The 25303-nt window shown below is 69.5% G+C and carries 25 protein-coding genes; 22 read left to right on the forward strand and 3 right to left on the reverse strand.

Features of this window, described 5'->3' with window-relative positions:
• Window positions 1-334 precede the first annotated feature (334 nt).
• The 16 genes from ACWD3O_RS09235 to ACWD3O_RS09310 all read left to right on the forward strand — a co-directional run bounded on the left by ACWD3O_RS09235 (window position 335) and on the right by ACWD3O_RS09310 (window position 17951).
• Window positions 335-685 carry a hypothetical protein gene (locus ACWD3O_RS09235; protein ID WP_451415396.1) on the forward strand — a complete coding sequence of 117 codons (351 nt, stop codon included), beginning with the start codon at window positions 335-337 and terminating at the stop codon, window positions 683-685.
• A 126-nt stretch (window positions 686-811) separates the two neighbouring features.
• Window positions 812-1288, forward strand: a complete 477-nt coding sequence (locus ACWD3O_RS09240; RefSeq protein ID WP_451415397.1) for a hypothetical protein — start codon at window positions 812-814, stop codon at window positions 1286-1288.
• Between the two features lie 164 nt (window positions 1289-1452).
• Window positions 1453-1872, forward strand: coding sequence for a hypothetical protein (locus ACWD3O_RS09245; protein WP_451415398.1), 420 nt, complete (start codon window positions 1453-1455; stop codon window positions 1870-1872).
• A gap of 1041 nt (window positions 1873-2913) precedes the next feature.
• On the forward strand, window positions 2914-3564 hold the full coding sequence (locus tag ACWD3O_RS09250) for a hypothetical protein (RefSeq protein ID WP_451415399.1): 651 nt from the start codon (window positions 2914-2916) through the stop codon (window positions 3562-3564).
• A gap of 103 nt (window positions 3565-3667) precedes the next feature.
• Window positions 3668-4663: a hypothetical protein gene (locus ACWD3O_RS09255; RefSeq protein WP_451415400.1), complete on the forward strand. Its 996-nt coding sequence runs from the start codon at window positions 3668-3670 to the stop codon at window positions 4661-4663.
• Between the two features lie 396 nt (window positions 4664-5059).
• A complete protein-coding gene (locus ACWD3O_RS09260) occupies window positions 5060-10333 on the forward strand; it encodes a hypothetical protein (RefSeq protein WP_451415401.1) in 5274 nt (1757 codons plus the stop codon).
• Window positions 10334-10740: 407 nt separating this feature from the next.
• On the forward strand, window positions 10741-11262 hold the full coding sequence (locus tag ACWD3O_RS09265) for a hypothetical protein (RefSeq protein ID WP_451415402.1): 522 nt from the start codon (window positions 10741-10743) through the stop codon (window positions 11260-11262).
• 323 nt (window positions 11263-11585) lie between these two features.
• The gene (locus tag ACWD3O_RS09270; protein ID WP_396318526.1) at window positions 11586-12224 is read left to right on the forward strand and encodes a hypothetical protein; all 639 of its coding nucleotides are present in this window, start codon (window positions 11586-11588) and stop codon (window positions 12222-12224) included.
• A gap of 167 nt (window positions 12225-12391) precedes the next feature.
• On the forward strand, window positions 12392-13213 hold the full coding sequence (locus tag ACWD3O_RS09275; RefSeq protein WP_451415403.1) for a hypothetical protein: 822 nt from the start codon (window positions 12392-12394) through the stop codon (window positions 13211-13213).
• Entirely contained in the window at window positions 13210-13491 is a 282-nt protein-coding gene (locus ACWD3O_RS09280; RefSeq protein WP_451415404.1) for a hypothetical protein, read from the forward strand. Before ACWD3O_RS09275 ends, ACWD3O_RS09280 begins: the two co-directional genes overlap by 4 nt.
• A gap of 310 nt (window positions 13492-13801) precedes the next feature.
• On the forward strand, window positions 13802-14194 hold the full coding sequence (locus ACWD3O_RS09285; RefSeq protein ID WP_450916225.1) for a hypothetical protein: 393 nt from the start codon (window positions 13802-13804) through the stop codon (window positions 14192-14194).
• 371 nt (window positions 14195-14565) lie between these two features.
• A complete protein-coding gene (locus tag ACWD3O_RS09290; protein ID WP_451415405.1) occupies window positions 14566-15591 on the forward strand; it encodes a hypothetical protein in 1026 nt (341 codons plus the stop codon).
• A gap of 35 nt (window positions 15592-15626) precedes the next feature.
• Window positions 15627-16058 carry a hypothetical protein gene (locus ACWD3O_RS09295; protein ID WP_451415406.1) on the forward strand — a complete coding sequence of 144 codons (432 nt, stop codon included), beginning with the start codon at window positions 15627-15629 and terminating at the stop codon, window positions 16056-16058.
• Window positions 16059-16193: 135 nt separating this feature from the next.
• Window positions 16194-16511, forward strand: coding sequence for a hypothetical protein (locus tag ACWD3O_RS09300; protein ID WP_376620758.1), 318 nt, complete (start codon window positions 16194-16196; stop codon window positions 16509-16511).
• Between the two features lie 724 nt (window positions 16512-17235).
• Complete coding sequence (locus ACWD3O_RS09305; RefSeq protein WP_351867204.1) at window positions 17236-17634, forward strand: hypothetical protein; 399 nt, start codon at window positions 17236-17238, stop codon at window positions 17632-17634.
• Between the two features lie 86 nt (window positions 17635-17720).
• Window positions 17721-17951 (forward strand): hypothetical protein, encoded by a 231-nt coding sequence (locus ACWD3O_RS09310; protein WP_451415407.1) that lies wholly within the window; start codon window positions 17721-17723, stop codon window positions 17949-17951.
• Between the two features lie 804 nt (window positions 17952-18755).
• On the opposite strand, the gene ACWD3O_RS09315 is transcribed toward ACWD3O_RS09310, so the two are convergent.
• Complete coding sequence (locus ACWD3O_RS09315) at window positions 18756-19430, reverse strand: IclR family transcriptional regulator (RefSeq protein WP_351867210.1); 675 nt, start codon at window positions 19428-19430, stop codon at window positions 18756-18758.
• A 391-nt stretch (window positions 19431-19821) separates the two neighbouring features.
• On the opposite strand from ACWD3O_RS09315, the gene ACWD3O_RS09320 reads away from it, so the two are divergent.
• Window positions 19822-20229, forward strand: coding sequence for a hypothetical protein (locus tag ACWD3O_RS09320; protein ID WP_351867212.1), 408 nt, complete (start codon window positions 19822-19824; stop codon window positions 20227-20229).
• A gap of 92 nt (window positions 20230-20321) precedes the next feature.
• Here the strand turns inward: ACWD3O_RS09320 and ACWD3O_RS09325 are convergent, their stop codons facing one another.
• A complete protein-coding gene (locus ACWD3O_RS09325) occupies window positions 20322-20702 on the reverse strand; it encodes a hypothetical protein (protein WP_351867215.1) in 381 nt (126 codons plus the stop codon).
• Between the two features lie 105 nt (window positions 20703-20807).
• Between ACWD3O_RS09325 and ACWD3O_RS09330 the strand changes: the two genes are divergently transcribed.
• The 3 genes from ACWD3O_RS09330 (at window position 20808) to ACWD3O_RS09340 (ending at window position 22835) form a co-directional block, all read left to right on the forward strand.
• Window positions 20808-21272, forward strand: coding sequence for a DUF3592 domain-containing protein (locus ACWD3O_RS09330; RefSeq protein WP_351867218.1), 465 nt, complete (start codon window positions 20808-20810; stop codon window positions 21270-21272).
• 166 nt (window positions 21273-21438) lie between these two features.
• Window positions 21439-21897 carry a hypothetical protein gene (locus ACWD3O_RS09335; protein ID WP_451415408.1) on the forward strand — a complete coding sequence of 153 codons (459 nt, stop codon included), beginning with the start codon at window positions 21439-21441 and terminating at the stop codon, window positions 21895-21897.
• Window positions 21898-22109: 212 nt separating this feature from the next.
• Window positions 22110-22835 carry a hypothetical protein gene (locus tag ACWD3O_RS09340; RefSeq protein WP_451415409.1) on the forward strand — a complete coding sequence of 242 codons (726 nt, stop codon included), beginning with the start codon at window positions 22110-22112 and terminating at the stop codon, window positions 22833-22835.
• Window positions 22836-22972: 137 nt separating this feature from the next.
• Here ACWD3O_RS09340 and ACWD3O_RS09345 read toward each other — a convergent pair whose 3' ends face one another.
• Window positions 22973-23575, reverse strand: coding sequence for a hypothetical protein (locus ACWD3O_RS09345; RefSeq protein ID WP_451415410.1), 603 nt, complete (start codon window positions 23573-23575; stop codon window positions 22973-22975).
• A 267-nt stretch (window positions 23576-23842) separates the two neighbouring features.
• Here ACWD3O_RS09345 and ACWD3O_RS09350 point away from each other — a divergent pair, with 267 nt between their 5' ends.
• Window positions 23843-24364 (forward strand): hypothetical protein, encoded by a 522-nt coding sequence (locus ACWD3O_RS09350; protein WP_376620767.1) that lies wholly within the window; start codon window positions 23843-23845, stop codon window positions 24362-24364.
• A 128-nt stretch (window positions 24365-24492) separates the two neighbouring features.
• Window positions 24493-25284 carry a hypothetical protein gene (locus ACWD3O_RS09355; RefSeq protein ID WP_451415411.1) on the forward strand — a complete coding sequence of 264 codons (792 nt, stop codon included), beginning with the start codon at window positions 24493-24495 and terminating at the stop codon, window positions 25282-25284.
• The last annotated feature ends 19 nt before the right edge of the window (window positions 25285-25303 follow it).

Raw genomic sequence — 25303 nt, forward strand, 5'->3', positions numbered from 1 at the left:
CCCCGAGGCAGCGAGGCCGGAGCGGGCGGGCCCGGGTAAGATCACCAGCTCCGGCTCCACACCAACGCCCCCGCGCCCCGCAAGGTCACGCGACCGCGCGTACGACCGCGCCCGCCACCGGCCGTGCTCCGAAAGCCCTACCGGCGAAGAGGCGGCGCACTGACAAAACCTTGCGCCACACTGACATCTACTCTGCGCACGACAATGAGGGCAGCCGCGCGGCCGCCGGCACCCGGGATTCGCCAGACGTCGCCACCACCGGCGGCGCCCCCGTTCACTGAAGGCCATCCCGGCAGGGCCCCAGCACCTGCCCTACGCCAAGGAGCCCGACCCGATGCCCAGCAACGGCACTCCCCTCAACCCCCTCGCGCTCATCACCGCGCTCGAAGCCGAATGCGTGGCCATCGACGGCGAAGGCCGCTACCTCCCCTTCGAGGACCTCATCAACTACGTCCGCACCCACCTGAGCGACGAGGAACTGGCCCAGCTCGCCAAGAAGCCCACCGACCCCCACCTCAAGGAGGGCGACGTCATCCTCCACAACGGCCACCCCGCCACCGTCCGCAGCATCAACTTCCACGCCCCCAACAGGCACCCCCGCTCCGGTCTCCCCCGCCACCGGCCCGCCACCGAGATCACCACCAGCCAGGGCAGCCTCTACTTCACCCTCGTCCCCGACGCCTGAACCCACCGACGAGCCCCGCCCAGCAGACCGCCAGCCCTGCACCGAGAAAGCGGTCACCAGCGGGCGTGCCCGCTGGGCACCACGCCCCTCACCCACGATCCCGCCAGCAGCAGAGGACGGCCGCCCATGAGTGCACAGGAGAGCCGAACCAGGTTCGTCTGGTCCGACAGCCCCTCGATGGCATGGGGCCTGGTCCTCCTGGCCGAATCCTCCGACAGCGACATCACCCGGATGTTCAGCCCCCACGCCCACCGCAGCCGCGAAGACGCCGAAGCGGCCGGGCCGGGCCCCTGGCCCGGGCCCACGCTGTACCGGATCACGCGCACCAGTGCGCCAGCGGACGCCGGCACCCTCGCACCCGGCGGGCCCGACTGCGCCTTCGTCTCCAGCACCCCCTCCTGGAACAGCAGGTGGAGCAGCATCGACTTCGACGCGCACCGCAACGGGGGCCACAACCGGCTGTCGGCGTTTCCCGATGCGGCTGAAGCCATCCAGCGCGCCCGGTGGGCGACGGAAGAGGACCGCAGCAGGTACGAGGGCATCGTGTTCCGGGCGTACCTGCTCACGTGGTCGGTTCAGGCCGTCGAGCAGTCACAGCCGTGAGCGGGCTCTGAGTCGACAAGCCGCATGAGCGAGGCGCTCTTGCCCCGCCCCCCCCAGGCTGCCCGATCGGCCCTCATCACGATCACCATCCCGCTGCGCAATCCATGCCTGGAGCCCAGGACCAGCAGCTCCCCGAGCACGACCCCGTAGAAGAGAGACATCCGATGCCCCAGCCGACAACGAACGATCTGATCGTCGCCTCCGTCCTGGAGGAGACGCGAGTGGCCCGCAAGGCCCACCACCAGGCCATCGCCCTCCTGGTCAACACCGCTGAAGCCGAAGACCCCGTCCCTGGCATGCAGCTGGAGACCTTTGTACGGGCGCAGGCTCTGCACCAGTTGTGGGCCCGCGCCCACTCCTGGACGGGCGCGTCGGCGCTGTCCGAAGCGGACCAGCGCCTGAATGTGCCGCGCTCCCCCGAGCCCGCCATGCGGCAGTTGCTCAACACCAAGGCGCCGTTCGTCCTCGGCCAGGACGCGTCAGAGATGGCCCGGCTCGTCCATGAGCACCGTATGGCCAGGTACCACCGCTGGCACCGCGACCTGGCGGCCATCCTCGAACGCCACACCGGGAACGGCTGGTAGCCGGCTTTCCGCCGGCCCCTGCCCATCCTTCGCCTCCGGAGCGCCCGTGGAACAGTCCCACACCGCCACAGCCAGGAACCGCCGCGCCCCCGCGCCCTCGGCCGCGAGCACCGGGGGCCCTGCGGCCGTCGTAGTCCGCACCCCCGCCGGTGTCCTGCACCTCCTGGCCCCCGGCGCCGCGCCTCCCCCACTGCCGGTGTTCACTGTCCCTCTGTTGTGCTGCACCGACCCGGAACAGGCCCCCGCAGTCCGCGCGTACGACGGTCCCTGGAATGGCCCGAAGACATGCCGGGCGTGTCTGCGTGTGTGGCGGGGCGATCCGGCCCCGCAGCAGGCTGTCCTCGAGGCGCTGCCCGGCGCCGAGCCGATCGAGCCCGTCGAGCGGCGGGTCCCTGCGCTGCCACGTGAACACCGGGGTCGGCCACTCGTCTGGTGCGACTGGCAGCCACAGCTCGTCCTGTCGCACTACTCGACGGCGTGCGAGAACTGTGAGGATTCGGGGCCCGGACTGATGGCATCCGGGCGCGGCAGTGAACCCCCGGGCCGCTACGTGGCGTTCCGGTGTCCGGCCTGCCAGCACATGACGGTGTACGAGCACCGCGGGTCCTGGGACCTGGACCTGATCTACGAGAGCCGAGTGCCAGGTCGCCGCCGCTGACGTTGCCGCACCCCAGCCGGCGAGTGCCCGCCGAACCGAACAGGTCGGCAGGCTGGGGCCCCGGCCCAGTCGGTGCGCGGGATTCGCGAGATCGCGACGGTGACGGTGCTCTGCCTCTTCAGTGGCCGAGCCGCGCAGCCGCCGGCAGTCCTCTCTCAGGAAGGCGCCCGATGAACGCCGACTCGCGTACCGCAGCTCCCCACCCGCAGTCCTCCCCCGCCGCCGCCCGCGGCGGCGTACACGACGATGCCTGCGGTCCCGCCGGGGAGGAAACTGCAGCCGAGTCGTGCCCGGCGTGCCAGCGCAGGGAGGTCCGCTCTGGGCGCTGCGGCGGATGTGCCGCTGCCCTCGGGGCCGACGCGGCGGCCGCCGCGCTGGAAGGCATGCCCAAGAACGCGGGCTCCCTGGTGCGTGAAGCCGAACAGCTGGGCTGGGACGTGCGCGTGGAGCGCCGCTGGACCGGCCGCCTGTGGGTGCGCGCCGCGGTGCTCTCCGGGCTCGTGATGGTGCGCGCCGGGGTGGAGGAGACCGAGCACGTGTGCGCATGGAACGAGGCGACGGCCAAGTTCGTGGCGTCCGCTTCGACCGGCGGGTTCAAGGCCGTGCGCGAGGCCGTCAAGGCTGTACGCGTCGTCTCGCGTGAGCAGGAGGCCACGGGCCGGACGGTGTGGGGGCGTGACGCCGCGGAGTGGGTCCGGCAGATGGACGACGCCGTGGCGAAGGTGAGTGCTGCCCTGAGTGACGCTCGGGACGCGTTCAACGCCCTCGACGGTTCCACGCCCTCCGGCGCGCGGGCGGTGGAGCTGGGCTCCGCCGCCTACGCGGAGGCCAAGACGGCGGAGCGGTCGGCCACCGACGCTGTGAAGGCGGCGCGGGCGTGGCTGGCCGAGACGAACGGCGAGGATGCGCGGGGGTGCGCGTCGTGGCGTCGTGCGATCGTGCTGGCCGGGCAGCACGTGAAGGAAGCCGAAGGATGCGATCGCGGACGCTGCGGCGCGCGCGGAGCGGGAGGCGCTCGCCGCTCCGATCATTGAGGAGGCACAGGAGCGGCTGATCGCCCAGGAAGCCCAGTGGCGCAAGCAGCTGGCCGACGCAGGCCGCGAACCGTCGGCGCGCGGGTACGCCGGGCTGATCGTGATGTTCGAGGACTCCTCGCGCGCCTGGTGTGCGTGGTTCGACGGCCACACCGACTACGACGGTGTCACGCACGCCGGGCACGGCGATCCCTCGCTGTCGTTCGTGGCGCAGTACGACGCCTGGGCAAAGTCCAAGCGCTCCAGCCGGTCGGTGTATTACCCCTCGCGGTACACCTCCGCCGCCCTGATCGCCGGGGACCGGGTCGACGCCGCTGCCGTGGCGTTCACGCTGGCCGTGGCTGACCGTATCGAGGGACGCGGCGCTGAAAACCTGCGAAAGGCGGCGGCCGCCGTCCGCAAGAACCCCCGGGGATTCGGTACGGGAAACGATCGGAAGCACTTGGCCGACTGGGCCAAGTACCCGCACAACAGCTACGGGGAGCCGACCCGGCTCGCCGTGCACGCCGTCGCCGAGTGGGCGGCGCTCGAGACCGCCCAGGCCGCGTACAACGGCGTTCGGGACTTCGAGAAGGCCCTGCACTGGGACGCGCACTACGCCGGCGAGCGGGCGGAGGCGCGTGTGAAAGCCGACCGTGCCGGGCTGACCGGACGTGAGCAGGCCCGGGCCGAGCGCGCGGCGTCCGGCCGAACGGCGGCCGCGTGGGAGGCGGCGGTGGAGCGGCTGACGATGGCCCGCATGCGTGTGCACGCGGCGGGGGTGCTCGCCGCCGGGGACGTGGAGCGAGCGCGGGCGTGCGGAAACCGGGTCCAGGAAGGCGATGCGCTCGCTGAAGACGTGTGGTCGGCCGTCCGGTCCTGTGAAGAGGCGTACGACGACGTGAGCCGTGCGAAGCGGGACGCCGGCCACTACGAGGAGTCGGCCGAGACCTACCGCGCAGCGGGTGCCCTGTCTGACTTCGTGGCCGAGTGCGCGCGCATGGAGGATGCCGCCGTCCGTGCCGAGTCTGGGCGTGAAGAGACGCTGGCTTTGTACGGGTGTGCCTTCGCGGCATCCGCGAAGGCGGAGGAGGACCGGCGCGAGGACGTGCTCCGGTAGGGGCCAAGACGGGTGCGGTGCGCTGCCCCGGGTGAGCGTGCCGGTCTCGGACTCCTCGTTGCAGGCCGCCGCACGTCCGGCGGGGGCAAGGCCCCCGCCGGACGTGAGGACGCCTCAGGGCGCGGGGCAGGCCCTCCCCTCGCGATGTCGCAGCCCCACTTCATCCGGACCGCGGTCATGCGCGGTCACCAACCGGCCCGGGTCGCTCCCCTCGACCCGGGCCGGCCGCTGTCCGTCGTCGAGGACGCCCTCATTACCTGCCAGCACGCGGTCGAGAACCCGCTGGTGCGAGCGCCGATGCCGGAATTCGCGAGAAGGCGACGCCGCTGGCGTACGCCGCTTCAGTGGCCCCGGCCGCGCATCCGCGTGGCCTCTCCCGGCCCACGAAGGAATCCCGTGAACACCGTCCCCAGCAGCTCCGTCGACAGCCAGCACAAGTCCGTCGTCAACGGCGATGCCGGACTGCCCGAGCCTGCAGCCGGGAACATTGCCGCCGGTCAGCTCGCGGCTGCGCTGCAGGAAGGCGAGTCGATCGCGGCTGTGTCGTTCTTGGACGGGCGACAGCCTTCCCCTGGGTGGGTGCTGACGACCGCAGCCGGACACACGTTCCGGATCCGGCCTGTCGCCTACTGCCGTCCGGAGGAGGGCCAGTGGGAGGCAGGACACGACGCTGACGGGTCGTACTGGTGGGCCGCCAACATCGAGGACCGCCCTCTTGCCAAGGTGCTCGCCCGGATCCGCACCGACTCCACCACCCGCAGCCGGTTCGCCGCATTGTGGGCCAAGTACGGGCAGCGCACGGCACAGGCTCCGGCGTTCGGTTGCACGCCGGAGCGTATGGAGCTCGAGCCCGGTGTGTTCCTCATCCGCCGCTTCGGCGCCGTGGGCCTGATCGCCGAGGCCCGCTGGGGCTTCGAGCACCTGACCGCCGCAGACGGCCGCGAAGGCTGCACGGGGGAGGACTGGGCGCGCAAGGGGCCTGACCACCGGCGCTACGTGGCTGAGTGGAAGGTGTGGAACTCCGCCCTGGAAAGTGTGGCGAACTCCCGTCTCCGCGTTGTCTCCCTCTGTGCCGACGACGACAAGGAAGCCGACATCGACGCGTACTGTGCGATGTCCGCTCCTTACGTCGGCAAGTGCAGCTCGAAGCGTTCCGGCGCCCGCTACTGGGTGGCGGTCGTCGACGACCAGGACTGCGAGCTCGGCCGGTTCGTCGCCTGCGCTCGCTGCCTCTCCCGCCGGATCCTGGACGACGCTCACGGCGGCGACCGGTCCGCCGGGCGGGATGTGGTCGACCTCGCCCGCGACTTGGCCAAGGGCGATCCCAAGACGTGCGCTCTGCACTGGCAGCAGTGGGGTGATCGTGCGGCGGAGCTGTGCGGGCAGATGCTCGCTCAGGCTCTGGAAAACGGCGAGCGGTCGCCGTGGCCGTCCAAGGCGTTGGCCGATGCGCTCATAGCTCAGGGCGCGGCCGACGGTGACGAGCGTGCGAAGCGGGAAGCCCGCGCGGCTGTGCGCGAGCGGGGCGGCAGCAAGAAGGCGCAGGACGAGGCCGCCGCGCTTTCCGCTGAGGCGCGCGCCGACCGGGCCGCCCTGGTCGCCGCGGTCCGGGCGAGCCGGGCCGCCTTCTCCGCCCGGCTCAACGCCGCGTCCACTACCAAGGATGAGGAGCGCTCCGGCGAGGCCGACTCCGGCCAGACCGCCGAGCAACGCCTCGGAAGCACGTCCCCCCACATAGCGGTGGCTTCCACGACGGACTTCTCGACGGCTGACGCCGCGTACGGTCCGGACGACACCAACGCCCCGGAGCGGGCCCACGACGCCAGCCGAACGGCTGGCACCACGCTTGCCGCACCCGCTGACTCAGAGATGGAGAACAGCGGCGCGGACCGGTGGCTCGATGAGAGCAACGCCCGAACCGAACTGCCGCGTATGGGCTGGTGCGCGGGGCTGGCCGACGTCCTGGCTGCCGTGTACGCGGGAGACCTGCACGCGGACACGTCCGGGATCGTCCGCCGACGTGAGGGTCAGGGACGCCGGGTACGGGCCGCCCTGGTCGAGCTGCTGGCGTCCGGCGGCTACATCGCGGTCCCCCGCAGCGGCCGGCGCGGTCCTGTCACGGTCACCCCCGACGGCGTCATCGCGCACCGTTGGTGCACCGCCGCCCCCGACCTGCTGCACGCAGACCACCGGGCCGCCTACTGGGCGCGGGTGCGTGTTCACCACACCGGCCGGACGAGCAAGCAGTCGGCCAGGGACCGGGCCCGGCGTCTTACTCCCCTGCCGTACGGACAGGAGGAGGAGCGCCGCCGCGCCGCGCAGATGCGGCAGGTCGAGCAGTGGGCCAAGGAGATGGAGGCCACGCGGGAGCGTCTTGCGGCGGAGCAGGCGGAGCGGGATGCGCAGGCCAAGCAGGAGCAGGCGGCCGCATGGGCGCGGAGCGAGCAGGAGGCCGAGGAGCGGCAGGCGGTGAAGGATGACCGCCGCGATGACGGTCTCGTCATGTCGCAGCACGGTCCGCAGGAGATCGTCATGGGCACGGGTAGGCGGCGCGTCACGGTGACGCGGGTCAGCCCGAGTATCTGGGAAGCGGTGGTCCGCGGAGCGGTATACGTGGTGTCGAAGGAGGGTGGCGAGGACTGGCCCTGGCTGGTCATCGCGCCGGACGGCACGCGCATCGACGTCTGCTCGGTGATCAACGACGCGCCGTACGCGGCCAGCGTCCGGGACATCGTTCGCGCCCACGCCGACGCCACGGAGCGCGGCGAGACGTTTCCCGAACGGACGCCGCCCGGTGCCGCCGTCGCTACGCCCAAGGAGACCGGCCAGGGCCGGGCGGCCGCGGGCGACGATCTGCCCAAGGTCGGGGAGGCGTACAGCACCCCCGCCCCCGCGCGGGCGGTCGCTCTCGACCTGATCGGCTCCCAGTGGGTGGCCGAGTGCGACCGGCATGGCCCTGTCTCCAGGGGGCTGAACAAGTTCGGTGACGCGGTCGCCGACATCGCGGCTGCCTACGTCTACGACACCGAGCAGGATGCCGCCGACGCCGCCCGCGCCCACCTGGACGCGCACGCCCGGGAAGACGCCGACGTGATGACGCCGGAGGACATCGATGCTGCCCAAGCACTGAACTTCTCCCGCAACCAGTGGCGCACGCTGGGGTGGATACGTGACGGCAAGGTGCGCGAGACTGCCGACGGATTCAGCGCCTACGACATCAGCCCCGACCGCGCCGACGTCTCCAAGAAGATCAGGAAGACCCTGGTTCCACGCCTGTGGGCAGCCGGGTTCGTGAAGGTGCTCGCCATCGCCCCCGGGGCCCGCGCGTTCGGTCTCACCGACGAGGGAGACCGCGCGCTTCGTCTGTGGTCGAACGCGATGCGCATCAACGCAGTCACGGAGCCGGAGAAGGACACCCGGCCCGCCGCGGTAAGGAGCTCCCGCTACCGGTGGCTGTCCGCCGGAGAAACCTGGCCCGGGGAGCAGGAGAAGGCCCAAGCCTCAGCAGAGGCGGAGCAGGCCGCCAACGAGCGGGCCGCCGCGCTGCGCGCCGCGGAGGAGAAGGCCGCGGCCGAACGGGCCGCCACCCCCACGGTTGACGAGCTGGCCGTGCTGGAAGCGCTGAACGCTGACGGTTTGGACGCGGAGGCGGCCGCGACGCTGTCGGCCGCGTACATCGGCCACGTGGTCACCCGTCACCGTCCCGGGGCCACCTCGGCGCTCCTTGATGCGGGCACCGGCAAGGGCGACCGGCGTGTGACGCGTACCTACAACGTCAACGGCGTCGAGAAGCTGATCACGCCAGCGGCTGGCAATGCGCTGTCTGCGGCCGCCGCGAATCTCACCGATGCTACGGCCGAGACCTGGCACGTGCTGTGCACGACGGTAAATGAGCGGTACGGGGTGTACCAGCTCGACCTGGCCGCCGCCATCCAGGCAGGCACGACGACGCTCGCCCTGCTTGATCAGGCCGACCAAGGGCCGGAGGAACCGGCAGAGCTGTGGGCCTCGCGCGAGTTCGTGCAGACCGCCAAGCCGGGCACGGAGGCCGAGGTGATCGAGTGGGCCGGGGCGGGCCTGCTGTGGCAGAACGGTGACGGCTTCCGCCACGCCGGCCGCAAGGTCAACGTCTCCCGGGTGCTGCCGCTGATCGAGGCCGGAACCCTCCACCGCAGCGCTGACGGCCGGGTGTACCCCACCCAGCCCCCGCAGCCCGACGACGGGGCTACCGCCCCGCAGGCCCAGGAGCCGGGTGGCCCGGTGCGGGTGCCGGACACCTTCGCCGCCTCGGGCCGGACTCCGCTCACGTACGACGACTTGGACGGCTGGACGTACGCCGACTTCGTCGCCGCGCACCCGTCCGAAGAGGACACCGCCGACCTAGTGAGGCTGGCCGGGCCAGGCCCGGTGCGATGGTTGTTCGCCCCCGCCGAGGGCGACGCGCCCAGAGCTGTGAACCTGTTTGGTGGCTGCGGGGGCTGGTGCGTCGGGATCCGCCGCATCCTCGGGGTCAAGGTCGACATGCTGTGCATAGACGCAAGCCGCGACGCCACGGCCACAGCGACGCGGGCCGGCTGCCACGCCATTTGCGCGGACGTGCGCAGCATCGACCCCGAACACTTCGTGTTCCGGCACACCCAGATCCTGATCGGGTCCTCGCCGTGTATCGACTTCACCAATGCCGGGAAGCGCGCTGGACGGCTGCCTGAGAACGTGGCCGCTCTGGCCGACGCCATCGAGCAGGCTGGGGCGGCCGTTGGGAACTACATCGTGGACGGCCCGGGTTGCACGTGCGTCACCGATGAGGAATGCGAGTGCGGGCCGGAGGCCTACGACCACTTCGGTCCGCGCTCGGGCGCCACCTGGGACGAGATCCGCTCACTCGTCGAGAACCTGCCCGGCGCCGAGACGGCCGGGCTCATGCTCGAACCGATGATCTGGGCCCTCGCACTCAAGCACGGTGGGGCGCCGCTGCACACGATCCTCTTCGAGCAGTCCAACCAGCTGCCCCAAGAGATCCGTGACGTGATCAAGGAAGAGTTGTACTGCGCCGGGGAGAGTGCACTCGGTGCGGCGGTTTCGGTGACGTGGGAAGAGATCGACGCCGCCGCGTACGGGTCACCCTCGACACGCCGCCGGGCGTTCATGATGGCGACGTTCGGGCGGTACAACTCCGGACCGGTAGCACCTGAGATCACGATCACCGCCGACCAGGCGACAGGGCTTCCCGCTGAGCTGCAGGTGATCACCCGAGGTGCGCGCAAGACCAGCGGGGGCAACGCGTTCATCATGGGCCGCGTGATCCCCGGTGTCACCTCGCGGATCCGGTCGGTGGATGTCGGGCACAAGGGCGGCCGGTTCACCCTCGAACAGGTAGCAGCGCTGGTCACCCTCCCCAAGGACTACGCGACCCTCGCCGAGGGCTCACGGACGAGCATCTGCCAGCAGTTCGCAGACATCGTGGCCCCCGTCGTCTCCGCTGCCGTGTTCGGGGCAACCATCGGTCACCTCTTCGGGATCAAGCGGAGCCGAGGCGGGTGGCTGCCGTTCCTGCTTGCCTACCTCCGCGAGCAGTATCCGGGCGCCCTGGCGGTCCCGGGACCGGAGCCGTCGACCGAACGGGAGCGCGGGGCCGAAGAAGCCGCCAGCACTCAGGGCGGCGGGCCCTGAAGCCACGGCTTGATCATCCCTGGGCCCTCAGCTGAAGCAGCCCGCGTCGCGCCGACAGGGACCCCAGCGGCAACACGATGACGCGATGACGCATCGACGGCCGCCTGCCGCGGCCCACGATTCTGCTGCACGTCGCGCAGCGCGACCACGGCGTTCATGGGGCGGCCAGGCAGGACGTCGATGGCCCGAAAGCGGGCCGGCGATGCGAGCGGCTCCAGAGCCACGACGCTGTCCGCTCTTGGGGTCGCCCTGCTCGCGCGCATGGCCTGTGGCCACCGACTCGAGACGGTGGCCACAGGTGATCGCCCTCCGTAACCTGCTCCAGATTCGCCGTTGAGTGCCGCACCGTACGGCCTGTTGTTGCCTTCGCACCAGCAGTCAATCCCCTCTACGCCAAGGAGCCCCTCATGACCGCTGTACCCATGCGCCCCGGCGCTGCTGACGGCCTGGCGCCGGATGTCGAACTCCTCACGGTCGAGGCGAGCGCTTACGGCCCGTACGTCGCGCAGCCGGTCTCAGCACTTCCTGGCCCGTACGACGCCCGCCTGTTCACCCGCAGGACCGCCGAGCTGATCGTGGCGGACCTGCACCGCGACAGGTGCGGAATGCGCGGAGAGTTCGACAAGGAGGGCGGCGCTCTCAAGTTCACGTGGACTGCCGACCACGACGGAACCGGCGGCACTCAGGTGATCCGGCCCGACGCCGCCGGCCGTTACCTGATCGGAGGGCTGTGGCCGTGGGATCAGTGGAGCGACGAGGTGCCTGCCACGGAGGGGCAGCACACGTTCGCCCAGGGGGCGGACGAGTTCCGCCAGGACGATGCCTCCGGGACGTTTCCTGAGCCTCTGATTCCGCTCTACCGCGCTGGCCGTGAGGAGGCGCAGCAGGTCAGCGTCCATGTGGCTCCGAACCCGGTGGTGGGAGCGTAGCCGGGCACCGGTCTCAGACCGCGGGAACAAGCGGTGCCGCCCGCTGCGAGTGGGGGCAGGGGCCGGGCACCGCCCTTCGTCCTGTCCTGCGCCCTCAGACTCCCCGGGTTTAGCCCGCGGAGTAGAACTCCTTTCAACTGCGGTCCGCTTACACGATTCGCGGGCACGAGCGTCCAGCGGCGCACCACGGCACAGTCCAGCCCGTCGCCCCTCCAGCGCCAGGCTCACGCAGGCGCCTTCCAAGCTCGTCCCTCTGTCGCTCCCCCGCTGTAGGCGGCGCTTTTTCCAACACCCTGAAGCACCTTGTGAGAGGACCAACTGTCGTGCCACGCCTGATCAATACCGGAAGCCACGCCCGCCAACTGCTGAGTCAGGACGCCCGCGTCACCATCGGAAACGCCCTAGTCGTGCTCGAACACAACTTTCACGAGTCCATCGCCTGGGGCAGCCTGCCTGTCACCTGGATGCAGATCCGCCTCCCGCACCCGGAGATGATCGCCCCGCAGCCCGGTAGCCAGGCCGTCGCGGTTGAGGAGATGGACGTCCCTGATTGGGCCCATGACGGAGGGCCGGGCTTTCCGGGCCGCATGGAGGAGTACGGGCAGGCGCTGCTCGACGACTCCGCAGGTCTGGGTCCCGACTCCCGGGCCGATTCGATGGGCGCGGTCGTAGGACTGCTCGCCCTCGCCGAGCGGTGGGCACTCGACCAAGGTGAAGTCATCGAAGGCGTCGATACCGAGGACACTCCCGGGGCCAGGCAGCAGCGCAGTCTGACGGCGGTGCTGGCCGACGGCACGGTCCTGGCCGTCACCCGCACGGCAGGAGTTCCGAAGACCCACCGCGCCCAGAACCACATCTCCCGGATCGCCTCGGGCCGCACTCTGGCCCCCGCCCTGTGGCTGATAGGTCAGGGGACGGGCGTCTTCCCGCTGGAGATGCCACCGCTGACGGAGCGCCTGTGACGGCCCGCCGGAGCAGACGATCACCGCGATAACGCCACGGTTCTGCGCCCCCCGGCCAGGGGGCGCAGAACCGTGGCGGCAGCACGGAAATTCGCCGCACTACTGCCCGCATCCCCAGCTCCCAGTTAGCTGATCACGTCACCCGCACACTCTGAGAGGAACAGCCCGTGACCGACCAGCCGACTCTGGCCACGCTCACTGAGGAGCAGCTAGCCGATCTCATCGCCGAGGCCACGGCGTTTCGCAACCAGCCGTCTCTCCGCCAGTGCCTGTACCCGGGATGTCTTCGGGAGTTCGACATGGCGGCCCGCATGGACGGGCGGGAGCCATCCCGTCCTTCCTGGTCCGGTGCCGGCTGGCGTCAGGTCACCCGTGGTCCCTCGACCGGCTCCCTCTGCCCCGATCATGTCGGCGTCGTCACCGAGCACCTGCCCCGCACCGTCGACGTGCCCAACGGCCGCTGGATGGTGGCCTGCGCATGCGGCTGGATGTCCCGCTCCCAGAGCTACGGTGGTCTTCTGCGGCCGCTGTGGGAGGAACACCTCCTGCTCGCAGCCGGGGAGCTCGCTGCGCCTGTAGCGCTCGCTGAAACACCCGGTCGGCTGTCGCTGGACGAGCACACGGAGGCCAGCCTGGCGGAGCTTTACGAAGACCTGGAGGACACCGAGCACGACCGAGCCGAGACCCGCGAGGCGGCGCAGGCCATGTACAAGGCCTGGGACTGGCACCGGAATACCTTCGGCGGGATCGCACGGGCCGTCAACGCCGTCTGCAACATGATGCGCGCGGGCGTCGGCGACACCCGTGACTGGTCCGCCGACCGGCACGACGCCTATCTGTGGGCCGTCCTCATCGGCTGGGACGACGACACGCTCAAGAACGTCGCGGCACGGCACCGGTGGAACGACCACCGCATCCACTACGTGCGCGAAATGCGCGCCCTCCTCTCCCCCATTACCGACCCCCAGAAGCAGGAAGCCGCCGAATGAGCCCCCTGACTACCGGAGCCGCAGCTCCCACGACCGGACCCGCCCTCTCCACGGCAAAGCGTCAGTGCGGGCGCACGTCCTCTGGGACCGCGGAGGAGGGCAAGCCGCTCGAGGAGATGCCGCCCTGGGCCCAGGAGGTCGTGTTCAGGGATGCCCTCGGGCTGTTGAGGGACGAGGACGCAACCTGGGTTCCGTACACCTCGCCGCGCGGGACCGAGTTCGTCATCATCTCGGCCTGCGGCTTCCGCTACACGGTCTCCAAGAACGGAATCGCGTAACCCGCCCGCAGCAGTCTCACGAATGTGGCGCATGGCCTATTGCGGCCATCTGGCGGTCGGGACGTACATCCGCATCACCAGCGCGCCAAGGGAGATCACCGCCGCCTTCGCGGCGCTCTCCCCCCGGGCTACTGGTGGAACGTCGGGGTGCAGCGTCACCAGCTGACCCCGATCCTGCACGCGGCAGACCAGCCCGCCGGCGGATTCGCCGATCGTCGCCCTTTCCGCAGCCGCCCTGTTCACTGCGGCCGTCCTGCCGGCGCTGCACCAAGGCTCCGCCGGCGCTCACCACCCGCGGAGCGGAGACACGATGAATGAAGTGCCCCACCAGAGCGTGCCCACCGAAGGCGAACTGCTGCGCGCAGCTCTGGCTGCCGTCGGCCGCTACGCCTTCCCTGGTACTGAGGGAGGGATGACCTTCCTGATCATGGCCGCACTTCCCGGCGCCCCGGACGACGAGGATGCCGCCTATGACGGCCCGCATGTCCTGATGTACGCCGGCGAGCGTGCCGACCGCCCCGCCTCCGAGCACCGTGAACCCTGGTCCGCGCACCTGCACGACGCCACCGGCGACTACCTCGCCACCCTGGTCGACGGCGCATCGGGCGACCTCGACGCAGTGGCCGACGCCGTCCGGTGCGCCCGCGAGGTAACCGACAAGCTCGCCCGCCGCTACGGCACCGCCCCGACGCCCTCGCTGTAGTCCTCTACAACTCGGCGCTCCAGGTCCTCCAGAGTCCACGTCCGGGGCCCTGGAGCGCCCACCGTCCGCACGCAATCCCAAATTCACCGCGGCGGCTGTCGACTGGCCACGTCTCCTTGTCGAGGCGACACAAGGTGTCACACGGCCCTGCCCCCACTCAGGGACGGCTGTCCGTTCCCTGCAGCAGGCTCACGGCGGCCACCCAACGTCCCTGACACAGTGCCGCGCCGACAGGGCCGCACCCGCTGCTGCTGCCCCGCCGCCGACCGCACCCGGCCGACCAGATTCGCGGCCAGGCGACGCTGCGGCTGCGGTCGGCTTCAGTGACCACGGCCGCAGCAACCGTCGGCCTCTCTTCAAGGAAGGCGTACATGAGCACCGCCCCGTACACCGATGACGACCTCCGCGCCGAGGCTGCCCGCCAGCGCGGCACTCTCACCCAGGATCCCGACTTCATGGGTGTCGGCGAGCAGATGGAGGGCAACCTCCGCTGGGCGGAGCTCAACCAGGAGCAGTTCCGCCAGGCGCAGCAGAAGATCTACGACCTGATCAACAACGCTCCCGACCTCTCCCAGTGGTCCGTCGTTCTCGGCGCCGACGGCCTGGAACCGCTCTCCAAGACGCTGAACGGCCCCGGCGTCCGCATCCTCATTGCCGTCCGCCCCGACGTGCCCCAGGAACTGCGCGGCACCTTGGTAGAGAGCATCGGTGCCGAGGTCGCGCGGCTCGACGCGTCTCAGTCATCCGCGCACACCGTGAAGGAGCTAGAGGACGAGCTAGCGGCGGCTCGCGCTCGGCTGGTCGTCGCTGAGCAGCGTAAGAGCCGCCGCCAGGCGGAAGTCGAGCTGCTGGAGGAGCGGATTGTTCACCGGCAGCTAGCCGACGCACTGGCTGAGGACGGCTTTGCCGGCGTCCTTCGCTGGTGGATACGCGGTCACGACCACCCTTCCAAGCGGTACGCCCGGGAAGTCATGACCGCATGGCTCCAGAGCCTTTCTTCTCAGCTGTGGTGCCCCGACCACCCTCCGACCACCAACCCTCGCCGTCCCGTCCGCACCTGCAACATCGCGTGGAACGTCTCGCTGACCACGCAGGAAGGGACCGCGGCCCTGGCCAGGTCCTTCAACTCCATAGGCAGTGCCGTACGGCCAGCGTCCCGCACGGACCGCATGCTCCCCGACATGAACATCCAGGTCATACCGCCCTGCACCGAGCTGCGCTTCGGGGCTCGCCGCGAGCCCTGCTTGATCCTCCGGCCCACCCGTGAGGGGTGGGAGCTGGTCACAGCAGTTGGCGCTCCGATCACTGTCGGCTCCAGCGGCGAAGACTGCCGCGCCCTGCTGGTACAGGCGCAAACCATCGCCCTCAGCAGCCTCGACGGCAGCCAAGGCCGATGAAGCAGCAGTCCGCGCATGAGAAGGAAGGCTTCCCCGTGGACCACACCGACGGCTCCCCTACCGGCCGAAGGCCGTTCCTTGCACTGCTCACCGCCAGCCCATACGTCGACTGGCTCGTCCGCGTACTACTGGAGGCCGCCGACGAGGAACGCTCCGCACTGCAAGCGGCCCGCCTTCCGACTGCCGTGACCCTCCCGGTCACCGTCGTACGCCACCAGTGCCCGCACTGCCGCCGTACCTGGGCCAAGAAGCCCGCCGCCGCCGCGCACGTCGCCCGCTGCTGGAGCAATCCCGAGGTGCGGTCCTGCAAGACGTGCGAGCACCACGAGCCGGGTGAGGCTGCGGGCGGCTGCTGGGGTGATCCGTACTGCAACTGTCCAGAAGTCCCCGAGGGCTGTGCCGTCGGAGCCGCCACGCCGATGATCACCGACTGTCCGCTGTGGCGGCTGGCTGACGACGCCGAGTGATCCCGCAGAGGCGGGGCCGGTGGACCTAGTACGGCTGCATGAACCCAGGATTCGCCAGCGCGTGACGTACCCAGGCCGCACCAGGTCTCCTCGGACCTCTCAGCCCGCCATGAGTCAAGGAGACACCCACACCCCATGAAGCGCATCGCGTCTGTCGCCCGCAGCGAGGAGGCGATCCTCGACCGGATTCGGGCTCTCGCCATCGAACGAGCGTCCCAAGGACGCCCGCTCCAGTATGAGGAGCTGCCGGCCTTGTACGACGGCACGCTCACGCCCAGCACGACCGACCTCGCCTGTATCGCCGAGGAGGCCGGGGTCACGATGGAATTCCTTCTCGGCATCCACGGCCCGGCTCGGCTTGCGCGGACGGTGAGGATGCGGGTGGGACGCCTGTACTGGGGGTGGTGGCGCGGCATTGGCCGTCACCGCTGCGGGCCGGGGTGCGGCTCGTGAGCCGCACGGAGCAGGAGTTCGCCGTTCCCCAGAGGCCGCCTGTGATGACCGAACGTCCGCAGGAACGCAAAGACCCTGAGACGGACGGCGTGACCGCGGCGCTTGATCCCCTCGGTTTGGCCGAGCACCTGGACAGGCTGGGGCAGACGTCTGCCGCTGATCTAGTCCGGGCGATGACGGAGGAGCTAGCTCTGGTCCCGCGTGAGCGCGACACCTTGGCCGAGCATGCCCGCCGGATCGCAGGCCTACCGGGCCATGAGCTCAGCCACAACTGTCGGCTGATGGGGCCCGCGATGGAAGCGCTTGACGTTCTGCGCGTCACTCGCCGCTGCCCAAGCACCAGCAACGGCCGACACTGGCCCCTCCGACATCTGAGTGCCACTCGCTGCGCATGGTGCCACGCTCGCCTGCCCGACCGGACCCGCTGATGACCGCAGCGTCCCATGCCTGCTGCGTACGCCGGCTGCCAGCACCGGCGCGGCAGGGTTTGTCTCTGGTCCGGCCTACTCCAAGCCGGACCCACAGCCCGGGCCGCGGCGCCATGGACCAGCGGCTCATCCGCTCCCTGTCCTGACGGTACGGCGGCTGACACAGGTCTCCGCCGCCGCCATCCGCACGAACTCGCGGATCCTCGCTGCTCACCGGCCTGGAGCGGTTCACTGCGGCCACCGAGGAGGGAAGACTCCAGCGCTTCCCCGGCCCGCACAGCAGGGAGTACGTACCGATGAACCGCCCCAAGCCCGGCAGCACCGTCGACATCAGCCAGCTCGTCGAGAAGCTGGACTCGGCGCGCGGCACCGTCGCCTACGACGCCGATAAGGACTACTTCGAGCGCCACCACTCGGAGCGCAGCGAGATCGACACCGTCTTCGACGACCTGATCGACTGGGTCCGCGCCCACCAGGCGGAGGCCGAGCTGGCCAAGCTCGTCAAGCCCGCCTCCGACCCGGACCTGCAGCCCGGTGACCTGATCGTCGTCCACGGCAAGCCCGTCACCGTGCGAGAGATGCGCGTCCACCGACCGCATAGCCATGGCGACTCCGGTCTTCCGCAGCATCGGGCGGCCATGGAGATCGTCACCGGTGTCGGCAGTGAGTGGTTCTCTCTCACGCCCCAGGCGTGACGACCCGGCTCGTGGTGACAGCCCAAGGCAGGGCCGGTCACCACGAGCCGGTACCGCCCGTCCCAAGGACTCCGAGAGGCAGCGAGATGCAAGACCAGCCGCACACACAGATAGTCGTCAACCACACGACCCGGACCGCGTTCGTCGGAGGCTCCTACACGCGTAAGAGCAGTGCGCTGCGCGGAGCGCAGCGGGTCGTGCGCTGCCAGGGAACCGACATCGTCTCGGTGCTGGTCTGCCCTGTTCATCAGCGAGATGACTACCTGAGCATGGCGGACGTCCACGCAGACGTCATGGTCTTCGTCGACCCGTCGTGATCGGAGCAACCTCGAGCGGGGTACCACCGTGAGGAGGGCGAGTGGTCCGCCGGTCTGAACAGGAATACGCCCGCAGCCACATGGCTGCGGGCGTATCTCGTCGTGAGCTGCGCCTGGTGATCAGTCGATGTACTTGCTTAGCAGGGCAGCGGTGGCCCCGGCGGCCAGCTTGGTCGTACGGCTGAGCTTCTGCGTCAGTTTCACAAGGCCCTCTCATCGCGAAGTACCTACGGCTGAGCAGGGAGTCCTGTACCGGTCCGAGCTGTCCTGTCGGAGGCTTCGACAGGCCGGCTGGCCCCCCGGCTGGTGTTCCCTTCATCTGGAGTGGGGGGCTGGCCTTCCCGGTCGGTGTGGTCGGGCTGCAGACCTCGGCGACGGTTCGAGTCGGGCCAGGGCAGATTCAGAAACTTCGACGTCACGGTTCCTCCTTCGACACTGTGGGAGTCGGCCTACGCAGGCTGGACGGTGCGTTTGGGCTCACGGTGGGCACTGGGGCCCGCTCGGGAGCGAGGTGGACGAAACGGCACGGGAGGGACACGCGAAGGCGGCCGGACCTGGAGAGGTCCGGCCGCCTTCATCACGGCGTGTGCCGATGGGTCAGACCGGTCGGGAGAACCGGCAGGGACGACGGACCGAGGTCTTACGGATGGAGCGCATGCGACACCTCCTGTTGGCGGGCCCTCTGGATGAGGGTGGCGCCACAGTAGAAAGCGGAAGGCGGGCGTGCGGCTGCAATTCCCGCCCTGGAGATTCACGTCTCGCGGCGTTGTCTCCGGTACGGGGAATCGGACGTGTCCCGGTTGGTCAGGCGGCACGTGACTGACTGCTGCGCGCGGCGGCGCGGCGTAGGAGAACCGCGTGTTCCTGGACGATGAGGTCGTCGGTGAATTGGTCAGGGGTGCCGGTGACGGTGAGGGTAGCGACCAGAGCGTCGCCGCGAAGGACCGCGGTTGCCAGGCTGTGGGTGGAGCTCGTGCGACTGGCAGCGATTCTGCTGCTCGTCACAGTTCGCGCGAGGTCCTCGCACAAGCGCAGGGGCCGGCCGTCGGCGGTGCTGGTCATCTGCGGCGGCAGGAAGGCCAGGGCGATCCGGCCGGCGGCTGTCCGGGAAAGGTCTCCATCCTGCTGGGCCGCGTCGAGGCGCAGCGCCAGCCGGGGGCTGACCACGTCGACCAGGTCGAGGTGCAGGCCGGCCCCAGGACGCCAGCCTGGGACGTGCCACGCCGTCGCCAGGTTCGTGTCCCTGTGCAGGGCGCGTAGCGTCTCGGTGATCTCTGGAGTGCTGGTCCGTACTGGGGCAGGGCCGAGTAGGACTGCGGCGTCGCAGGTCAACCGGTAGGTGCCGTAGCGCTCGCCGGGTTCGGCAAAGCCTTCTTCGACAGCAGTCAGCAGCAGGCGGGAGGCATGGCCGGGGCGCAGCCCGGCAGAGTGTGCGACGTCGGCGACCTGGTGCTCAAGGTCGGCGCCCAGCTGTGCCAAGGCACGCAAGACTCGACCGAACGCCCTGGCGGACCGATTGGGTTGTGTGGTGGCCGCCGCTGCGGTCACAGGCTGTTGAGCTGCAAGAACAGGCATGGGGCACCAACTCGATTCGCACGGTGACGCGACTGGTTGAAGGTCGTGACCCGAGAGTGCCAACGAGACCGGACACTGGCTTCTACCGTCCTGAGCAGCTGCTCTGTGGGTGGTGTCGTACACGCCGGCCGGCGGGACCGACGGAGGCCTGGGAGCCGAGTAGATGCCGGAGCAACGCTCTCATCGGCGGCAAAGGACAGGCGCTGGGCAGAGGGATCTCGCACGGTGATGGTATGTGCGGCATCGCCCGTTCTACTCAGGCTTGCCCAGCCTTCCCCAGCGCACAGGAGCCCCGATGACCAACGTGAATCCCGGACCAATTCCCACTTCCGGAGGGACGGCAGCCGAAGCCACCCTGCCCTCCGCCGCCGCGCGGCACACGCTCCTGGAGGACTGGCACGCTGCGGGTATCGCCGCCGAGCGTGCTCACCAGGACTACCTCGCCCAGTGGGCGGCGGAGAAGGTCCCGGCCGTGTGCACGGTGGTCTTCCAGGCGGAGGACAGCAAGAACGGCCCCCAGTGGTCCGATCAGAAGGTGACCTTCCTGGGCAGCAGTTCCGACGGAGAGGACGTCCCCCTCGCGTCCTACGACTCCAGGAACGACCCGGAGCTGGTGAAATCGCTGGACGCACTCACTGAGCTCACGCCGCCAGCCCATGAAGACGACGAGCTCCACATAGTCGTCACGAGGGCACGGGCTTGAAGCAGCGGCCGGGGCACGGCCAGGGCCGTGCCCCGGCCGCTGTGTGGGTCAGCTCTCCACCTCGGCGGGCCCGAGGCCCAGCAGGCCGACGCTCAGACGCTGAACTCGTGCGCGGGACTGCAGTTCACAGGGCGCGCGCCGCTCTTCTGAACGCAGACACGGATCTTGTGGCGGCCCTCGAACAGGGTGGGGGTCCGCCAGGAGCAGCTGCCGTTGTTGTAGGAATCGGTGACGGTGGTGATCACCGAGCCGTCCATCCTCAGGATCTGGACGGCCGCCTTGTAGCCGTCGGTCTTGATGTCGCAGGCCGTCACCCTGCCGTTGACGTGGTTGTAGTAGCCCGAGGCGCCGTTACCGCTGGAGTACCACCAGCCGGAGCTTGCGGACGCGGGCGTGGCGGAGATCGCGGCAACCGCGAGCGCGCTTCCCAGAGCGACAGGGAGGGAGCGCTTGATGAAGTGGGGCACTGGCACGGCTTGCTCCTGTTCACAGCGGGACGACTGTCGCCAAGACTGTGCCGGCGAAAGCGGACACCATCGCCCGCTGTCCTGTCCGCTCGGTGCGCGATCATGAAGCCTATGTCTCCTTCCCAGGGCCTATTCCTCGCCGCACTGCTTTTCACGACCGCGGGGGCTGTTGTCGGCGTCGTTGCGTCCCTCAAGATTCGACGCACTCGGCGCCTGCTTCGGGAAGGCTCGGCAGCGCGGGGTGTGGTGACCCGCCATGAGCAGGCTCGTATCGCACCAGGCGCGGACTCCATGAGTACCAGCCGCAGCTCCGGGACCGCCGTGTACTACCCAGTCATCGCATGGAGCACGGGCGATGGCGAAGCGATGGAGACCAGGGCGGACATAGCTCGCCCCAAGAAGAAGACCCTCCCCGTCGGTGCTCGCGTCGAGCTCCGCTACGACCCGAAGGATCCGTCACGCTGGATGCTCCCTGCTGAGGGCAACGGCTTCTGGTGGCTCTTCGTCGCCCAGGGTGTGCTATTCGTCGTGATCGGCTTGGGGTTCTTGCTCGGGGCCTGGTCAAACAGGCTCTGAACCGGAGGGCTGGAGAGAGGGCGACCCTCCGGGATTTCGCAACATCTCCCCTTTGAGCCACTGGCCGGATTGACTGTCACGATCGCACTAGGCACTCGCCTGTCGCCTCCGACTCTGGCTGGCACGTTCCGCCGGGCAGCCACATCTGAAGGACCTCCACAACCGCATGTTCGATTACAGGGCCCACTTGTTCCCCGCTGATGAAGCTGACCTCGGCTCCCAACCGCACGAGTTGTCACCAGCCCGTGCCCTCGCCGAGCTTCGCGATGCCCTGGCCGGATGGATCGCCGAGACTGTCGAGCCGTTCACTGATCACGCGTTCAACCCTGACCGGGAGCACGGCGGGCACATCGCCATGAGCCTGTTCGAGGCAGTGAGACACCTGCGTACTACCAGCGATTCAGCGGCGTTGCGGACCGCCACGATTCTGGAGCACGCAGCCGTCAACACCCTCTACGCAGCGAACCTGGCTCGCCGCCACGGCTCGGACCAGGCGCCGTACGGGCCCACGGACCTGAGCACATATGTCCGGTCGTCGTACGCCGCTGCGGTTTCCGCCGTTCGTCAGGCTCACGCCGCCGCTGCCACAAACCCCTGCTCCTGCGGTCACTGCCCGGCACGCTGAACCTCTCCACCATGTCGGCGCGGGCGTGGTTAACCGGTAGCGCTCCAGGCTGACGCCGTCAGGATTCGCAGTTCCTCGCACCGCACCCCCTTGACGCCGTGGGATGCGCAGACGTCGATCAGGAACCGGTAGCTCTTCTACGGGACCGACCGGTCGGCGGCTGCCCGGCCACCTCAGGACGGGCAGATTCACACTGCACCGACTGGAGAACCATGCGCGAGAGCCATCCCGTCGAACTTCTTCCTCTGCTCGCCGGCGAACAGGTAGAGGCGTACGCACGTGCCATATGGCGGCAGGCGTGCACTGATGTGGCTGAGATCCTGGCCCGCGACGGCCTGCCCCTTTCGGCCGGCATCGTAGAGGCACATCGTGACCTGACCGAACTCGATCACCCTGCGCCCACACGGCCGGAACAGACCACCCACAAGCCCGGCTGCCGGGCTTTCGACTGCCGATGCGGCTGCCCCCGGGCTCAGGACTGCTCAGACTGCCAGCGATGCATGTGCTGGCGGTCGGAGTGCTGTGCTGAAGTCGCCCTGCAAGCGGCACGGCGCGCGGAGCACACCAGGGCAGTCCGCGCCCTACTCCCCCTTCTCGACCCGCAGACGCTCACCGCAATCCGCGAGAGCGCTGCAGAAGCGGAAGAGAGCGCGTGGCGCCGGGTAGCCGCCCGTCGGGTACGCACCCTCGTGCCGGGCAGAGACCGCTACACGATCGCCATTTTCGAGGCTATGGAGACGAAGCTGGGAATGCGCCACGCCGGCTTCGTCGGCCAGGACGTAGAGCTCTACGCCGAGGGGCAGAGCGATCCGAACGAGGCCGTCGACCTGGACGACGGGGAACTGGCCCGGGCGCTGGGTGCACTCAGTGCACTTCTCCGTCCAGTGGAAGGCCATCGTCTCGTCGTGGACCTGCATCTGGGCCAAGAGCAGTCGTAGCTCGATGCCTGATGTCGTGTCGAGATGCGGCCACGCTGAGCCGCTGGCCCTCGTCAGCTGTCTGAGTCCGTGGGACTCAGACAGCTGCACGCCCAAGCCCCTGCGACAACGGTCGTAGTTGTAGGCGAGGGAGGGTGTCAGGTGCCTTCCAGGCACCGGCTGTAGAGGTCGGTGAGCGTCCGCAGCTGGGAGGAGCCGTCGTCACCAAGAGGGTGCTGCTCCCACCAAACCCGGATCTGCGCAGTCTGCTCCAAGCCACGTTCGAGGGTGATGCCGGCCCGTTCGAGCCAGGCACTCCGCGCGTCTTCCAGCTCGACAAGGAGTTCGCGCCCAGGCCGCCGCCCTAGCTTGTTGTTCACCAGGGCGGCGGCTTCGTCCTCCGGCTGGGCCTCGGCGGCCGGGGAGGTCACCCGCAAGACGTCGCGCACTTCGGTGACGCGAAGCCCGGTCTCCTCCAAGGCTTCGACCGTTTCCCACAGTGCCTGAGCGATGTCTTCCTCGGTCTGCATGGAGACGAGTACGGCGCCGCCCGGTGCGCCGGGCCAGCGAGCAGCGCCGGTCAGCCACTCCCAGGTGGCCGTGCCGGATCGCTCGAGGTTGCCGGGGAGCGCTGCGATGTCCGGGGCACCGAGGAAGTGGACGTACGCCTCGTACGACCATCCGCCGTCCGGCATCTCATCAGCAGCTGGCAGGTCGAACAGCGAGCTTTGGCCCTCGCAGGTGTCCAGGTCATCTTGCATGCGATCACCCTAGGTCCGGCACGCCCGCGCCTTGGACCCGAGCGTGGTCAGGGTGCCGGCGGGGCCGGCCCCCGGTCCACCGGGTCGGAGCTCAAGAGGCAGCCGGGTCAGGCGCCGCAGGCGTGATTCGCGACGGCACAACATCCTCGCGACTTCTCGTGTCTCGTGGTGGGCGGCAAGAGCGTCGGGCGGATGCGCCTGAGTACGCCGACCGCGCGTGCAGCTTCCTTGTCACCCAAGCCGCACCAGCTTTCACAAGGAGTACCCGTGAACCATCTCCCCTTGGCTGAGTCCGAGGTCAACGCGTTGGCGTTGAGCATGATCGATCTGCGCATGATGCACATCGTCAACGGCGTCCCCCAGCAGCCGGCACCCATCAAGGGCCGCGAGCATGAGTGCGTCGCCGCGGAGCTGGGGTTGCCGGTCGTTGCGCTCGACGACGCCCTGCGTGCCTACGTCGACGAGCACCGCCGCTTCCTCTCATGGCATCCCGCAGCGCCTCTGGGCATCAGCGCTCACAAGCTCGCGTCAACCGGGTGGGTTGTCAGTGCTCTGGAGACGAGGGCGGCGCTGGCCGTGCTCAACAGGAGCAGTAGCAAGTCCGTACGCACGGTCGTGGAGGGCCGTTTCGGCGCCGTTGGCGCGGACCTTGGGACATGGGACGACTGGACGAAGATGCTGCGGGGCAGCGCGGACTCCGGTTCCCCGCTCCTCTTCGGTCCGCCGACATACGACGGCCCCTGGGCCGAGGCCGAGCTCCTCCTCGACAGCGACTGGCGTTCGGCCTAGTTCTCGCCGTCGTTCCCTGCGCCCCGGCCAGATAGAGCAGAGTGGTCTCGCGGACGGGGAGGGACTCCGCCCGTGAGGAGGGGGCCCAACCCATGAGGGACCGAGAGCAGGGAGAGTCTCGCGCCAGCATGCTGGTTGCCGTCGACGAGCGTGATCTCGCCTTCGTACCGGAAGCCCGCGGCAGCGGTCAGTCGTTCACCCTGTACTGGCGCCGCGTGCATGCCCGGGCGGAGGAAGCTCTGACGAAAGGCGAACAGCCGCTGCTGGCGCCCTTGGTCGACTTTGCCTACATCCGCGCATGTAACGACGTGGGGCTCGACCCTCGCTCGAAGGCTGGCTTCGACGCGTACGCGGGCCGCTTGCACCCGGTGGATGAGCTGTGGCCGTTCGCTGGGGAGTCTCCAGAGGAGATGCTGCGGCAGATGCGCAGGGAGCAGTCGGCGTGGGCCATGATGATCCGCTGTCGGAAGGTGTTCGGTGCGGCACAGTCTCGCTTTGGTCCTCAAGCGGAGGCTTGGGCCAGGGGCTGTTCTGCCCGCGTCCTGCAAGCCCTCGTCGATGAGGTGCTCGGCGGTGCGCCATCGACCGCTGCGTATGGCCTGGTCACCCTGGTGGCCAAGGCCGCTGGTTTCGAACTCGGCGCATACTCGCTCGCGGTGGAGGCTGGTCCGAAGCCGGGGGTTCACGACCGGGACCGGGAGCGTTTCACCGCGGCGTTGGGGGCCTCCCTCATCGCGGGCGCCAAGGGAGTTCTGACCCTGGAAATCGGGGATGCGCGGCGTGTGCAGGTCTGGGAGCTGGCTGATCAACGTCTTACACCCAGCGAGCACGGGCAGCTCCTTCTGGAGCCGGACGGCCACCACGCGTCCCAGCAGCAGCCGGCGTACGTGCCCGGTCCGCCGCTCCCCCAGCCTGTCTGACCGATTGCTGTTCGAAAGG

The sequence above is a fragment of the Streptomyces sp. NPDC002640 genome, from assembly GCF_053592575.1.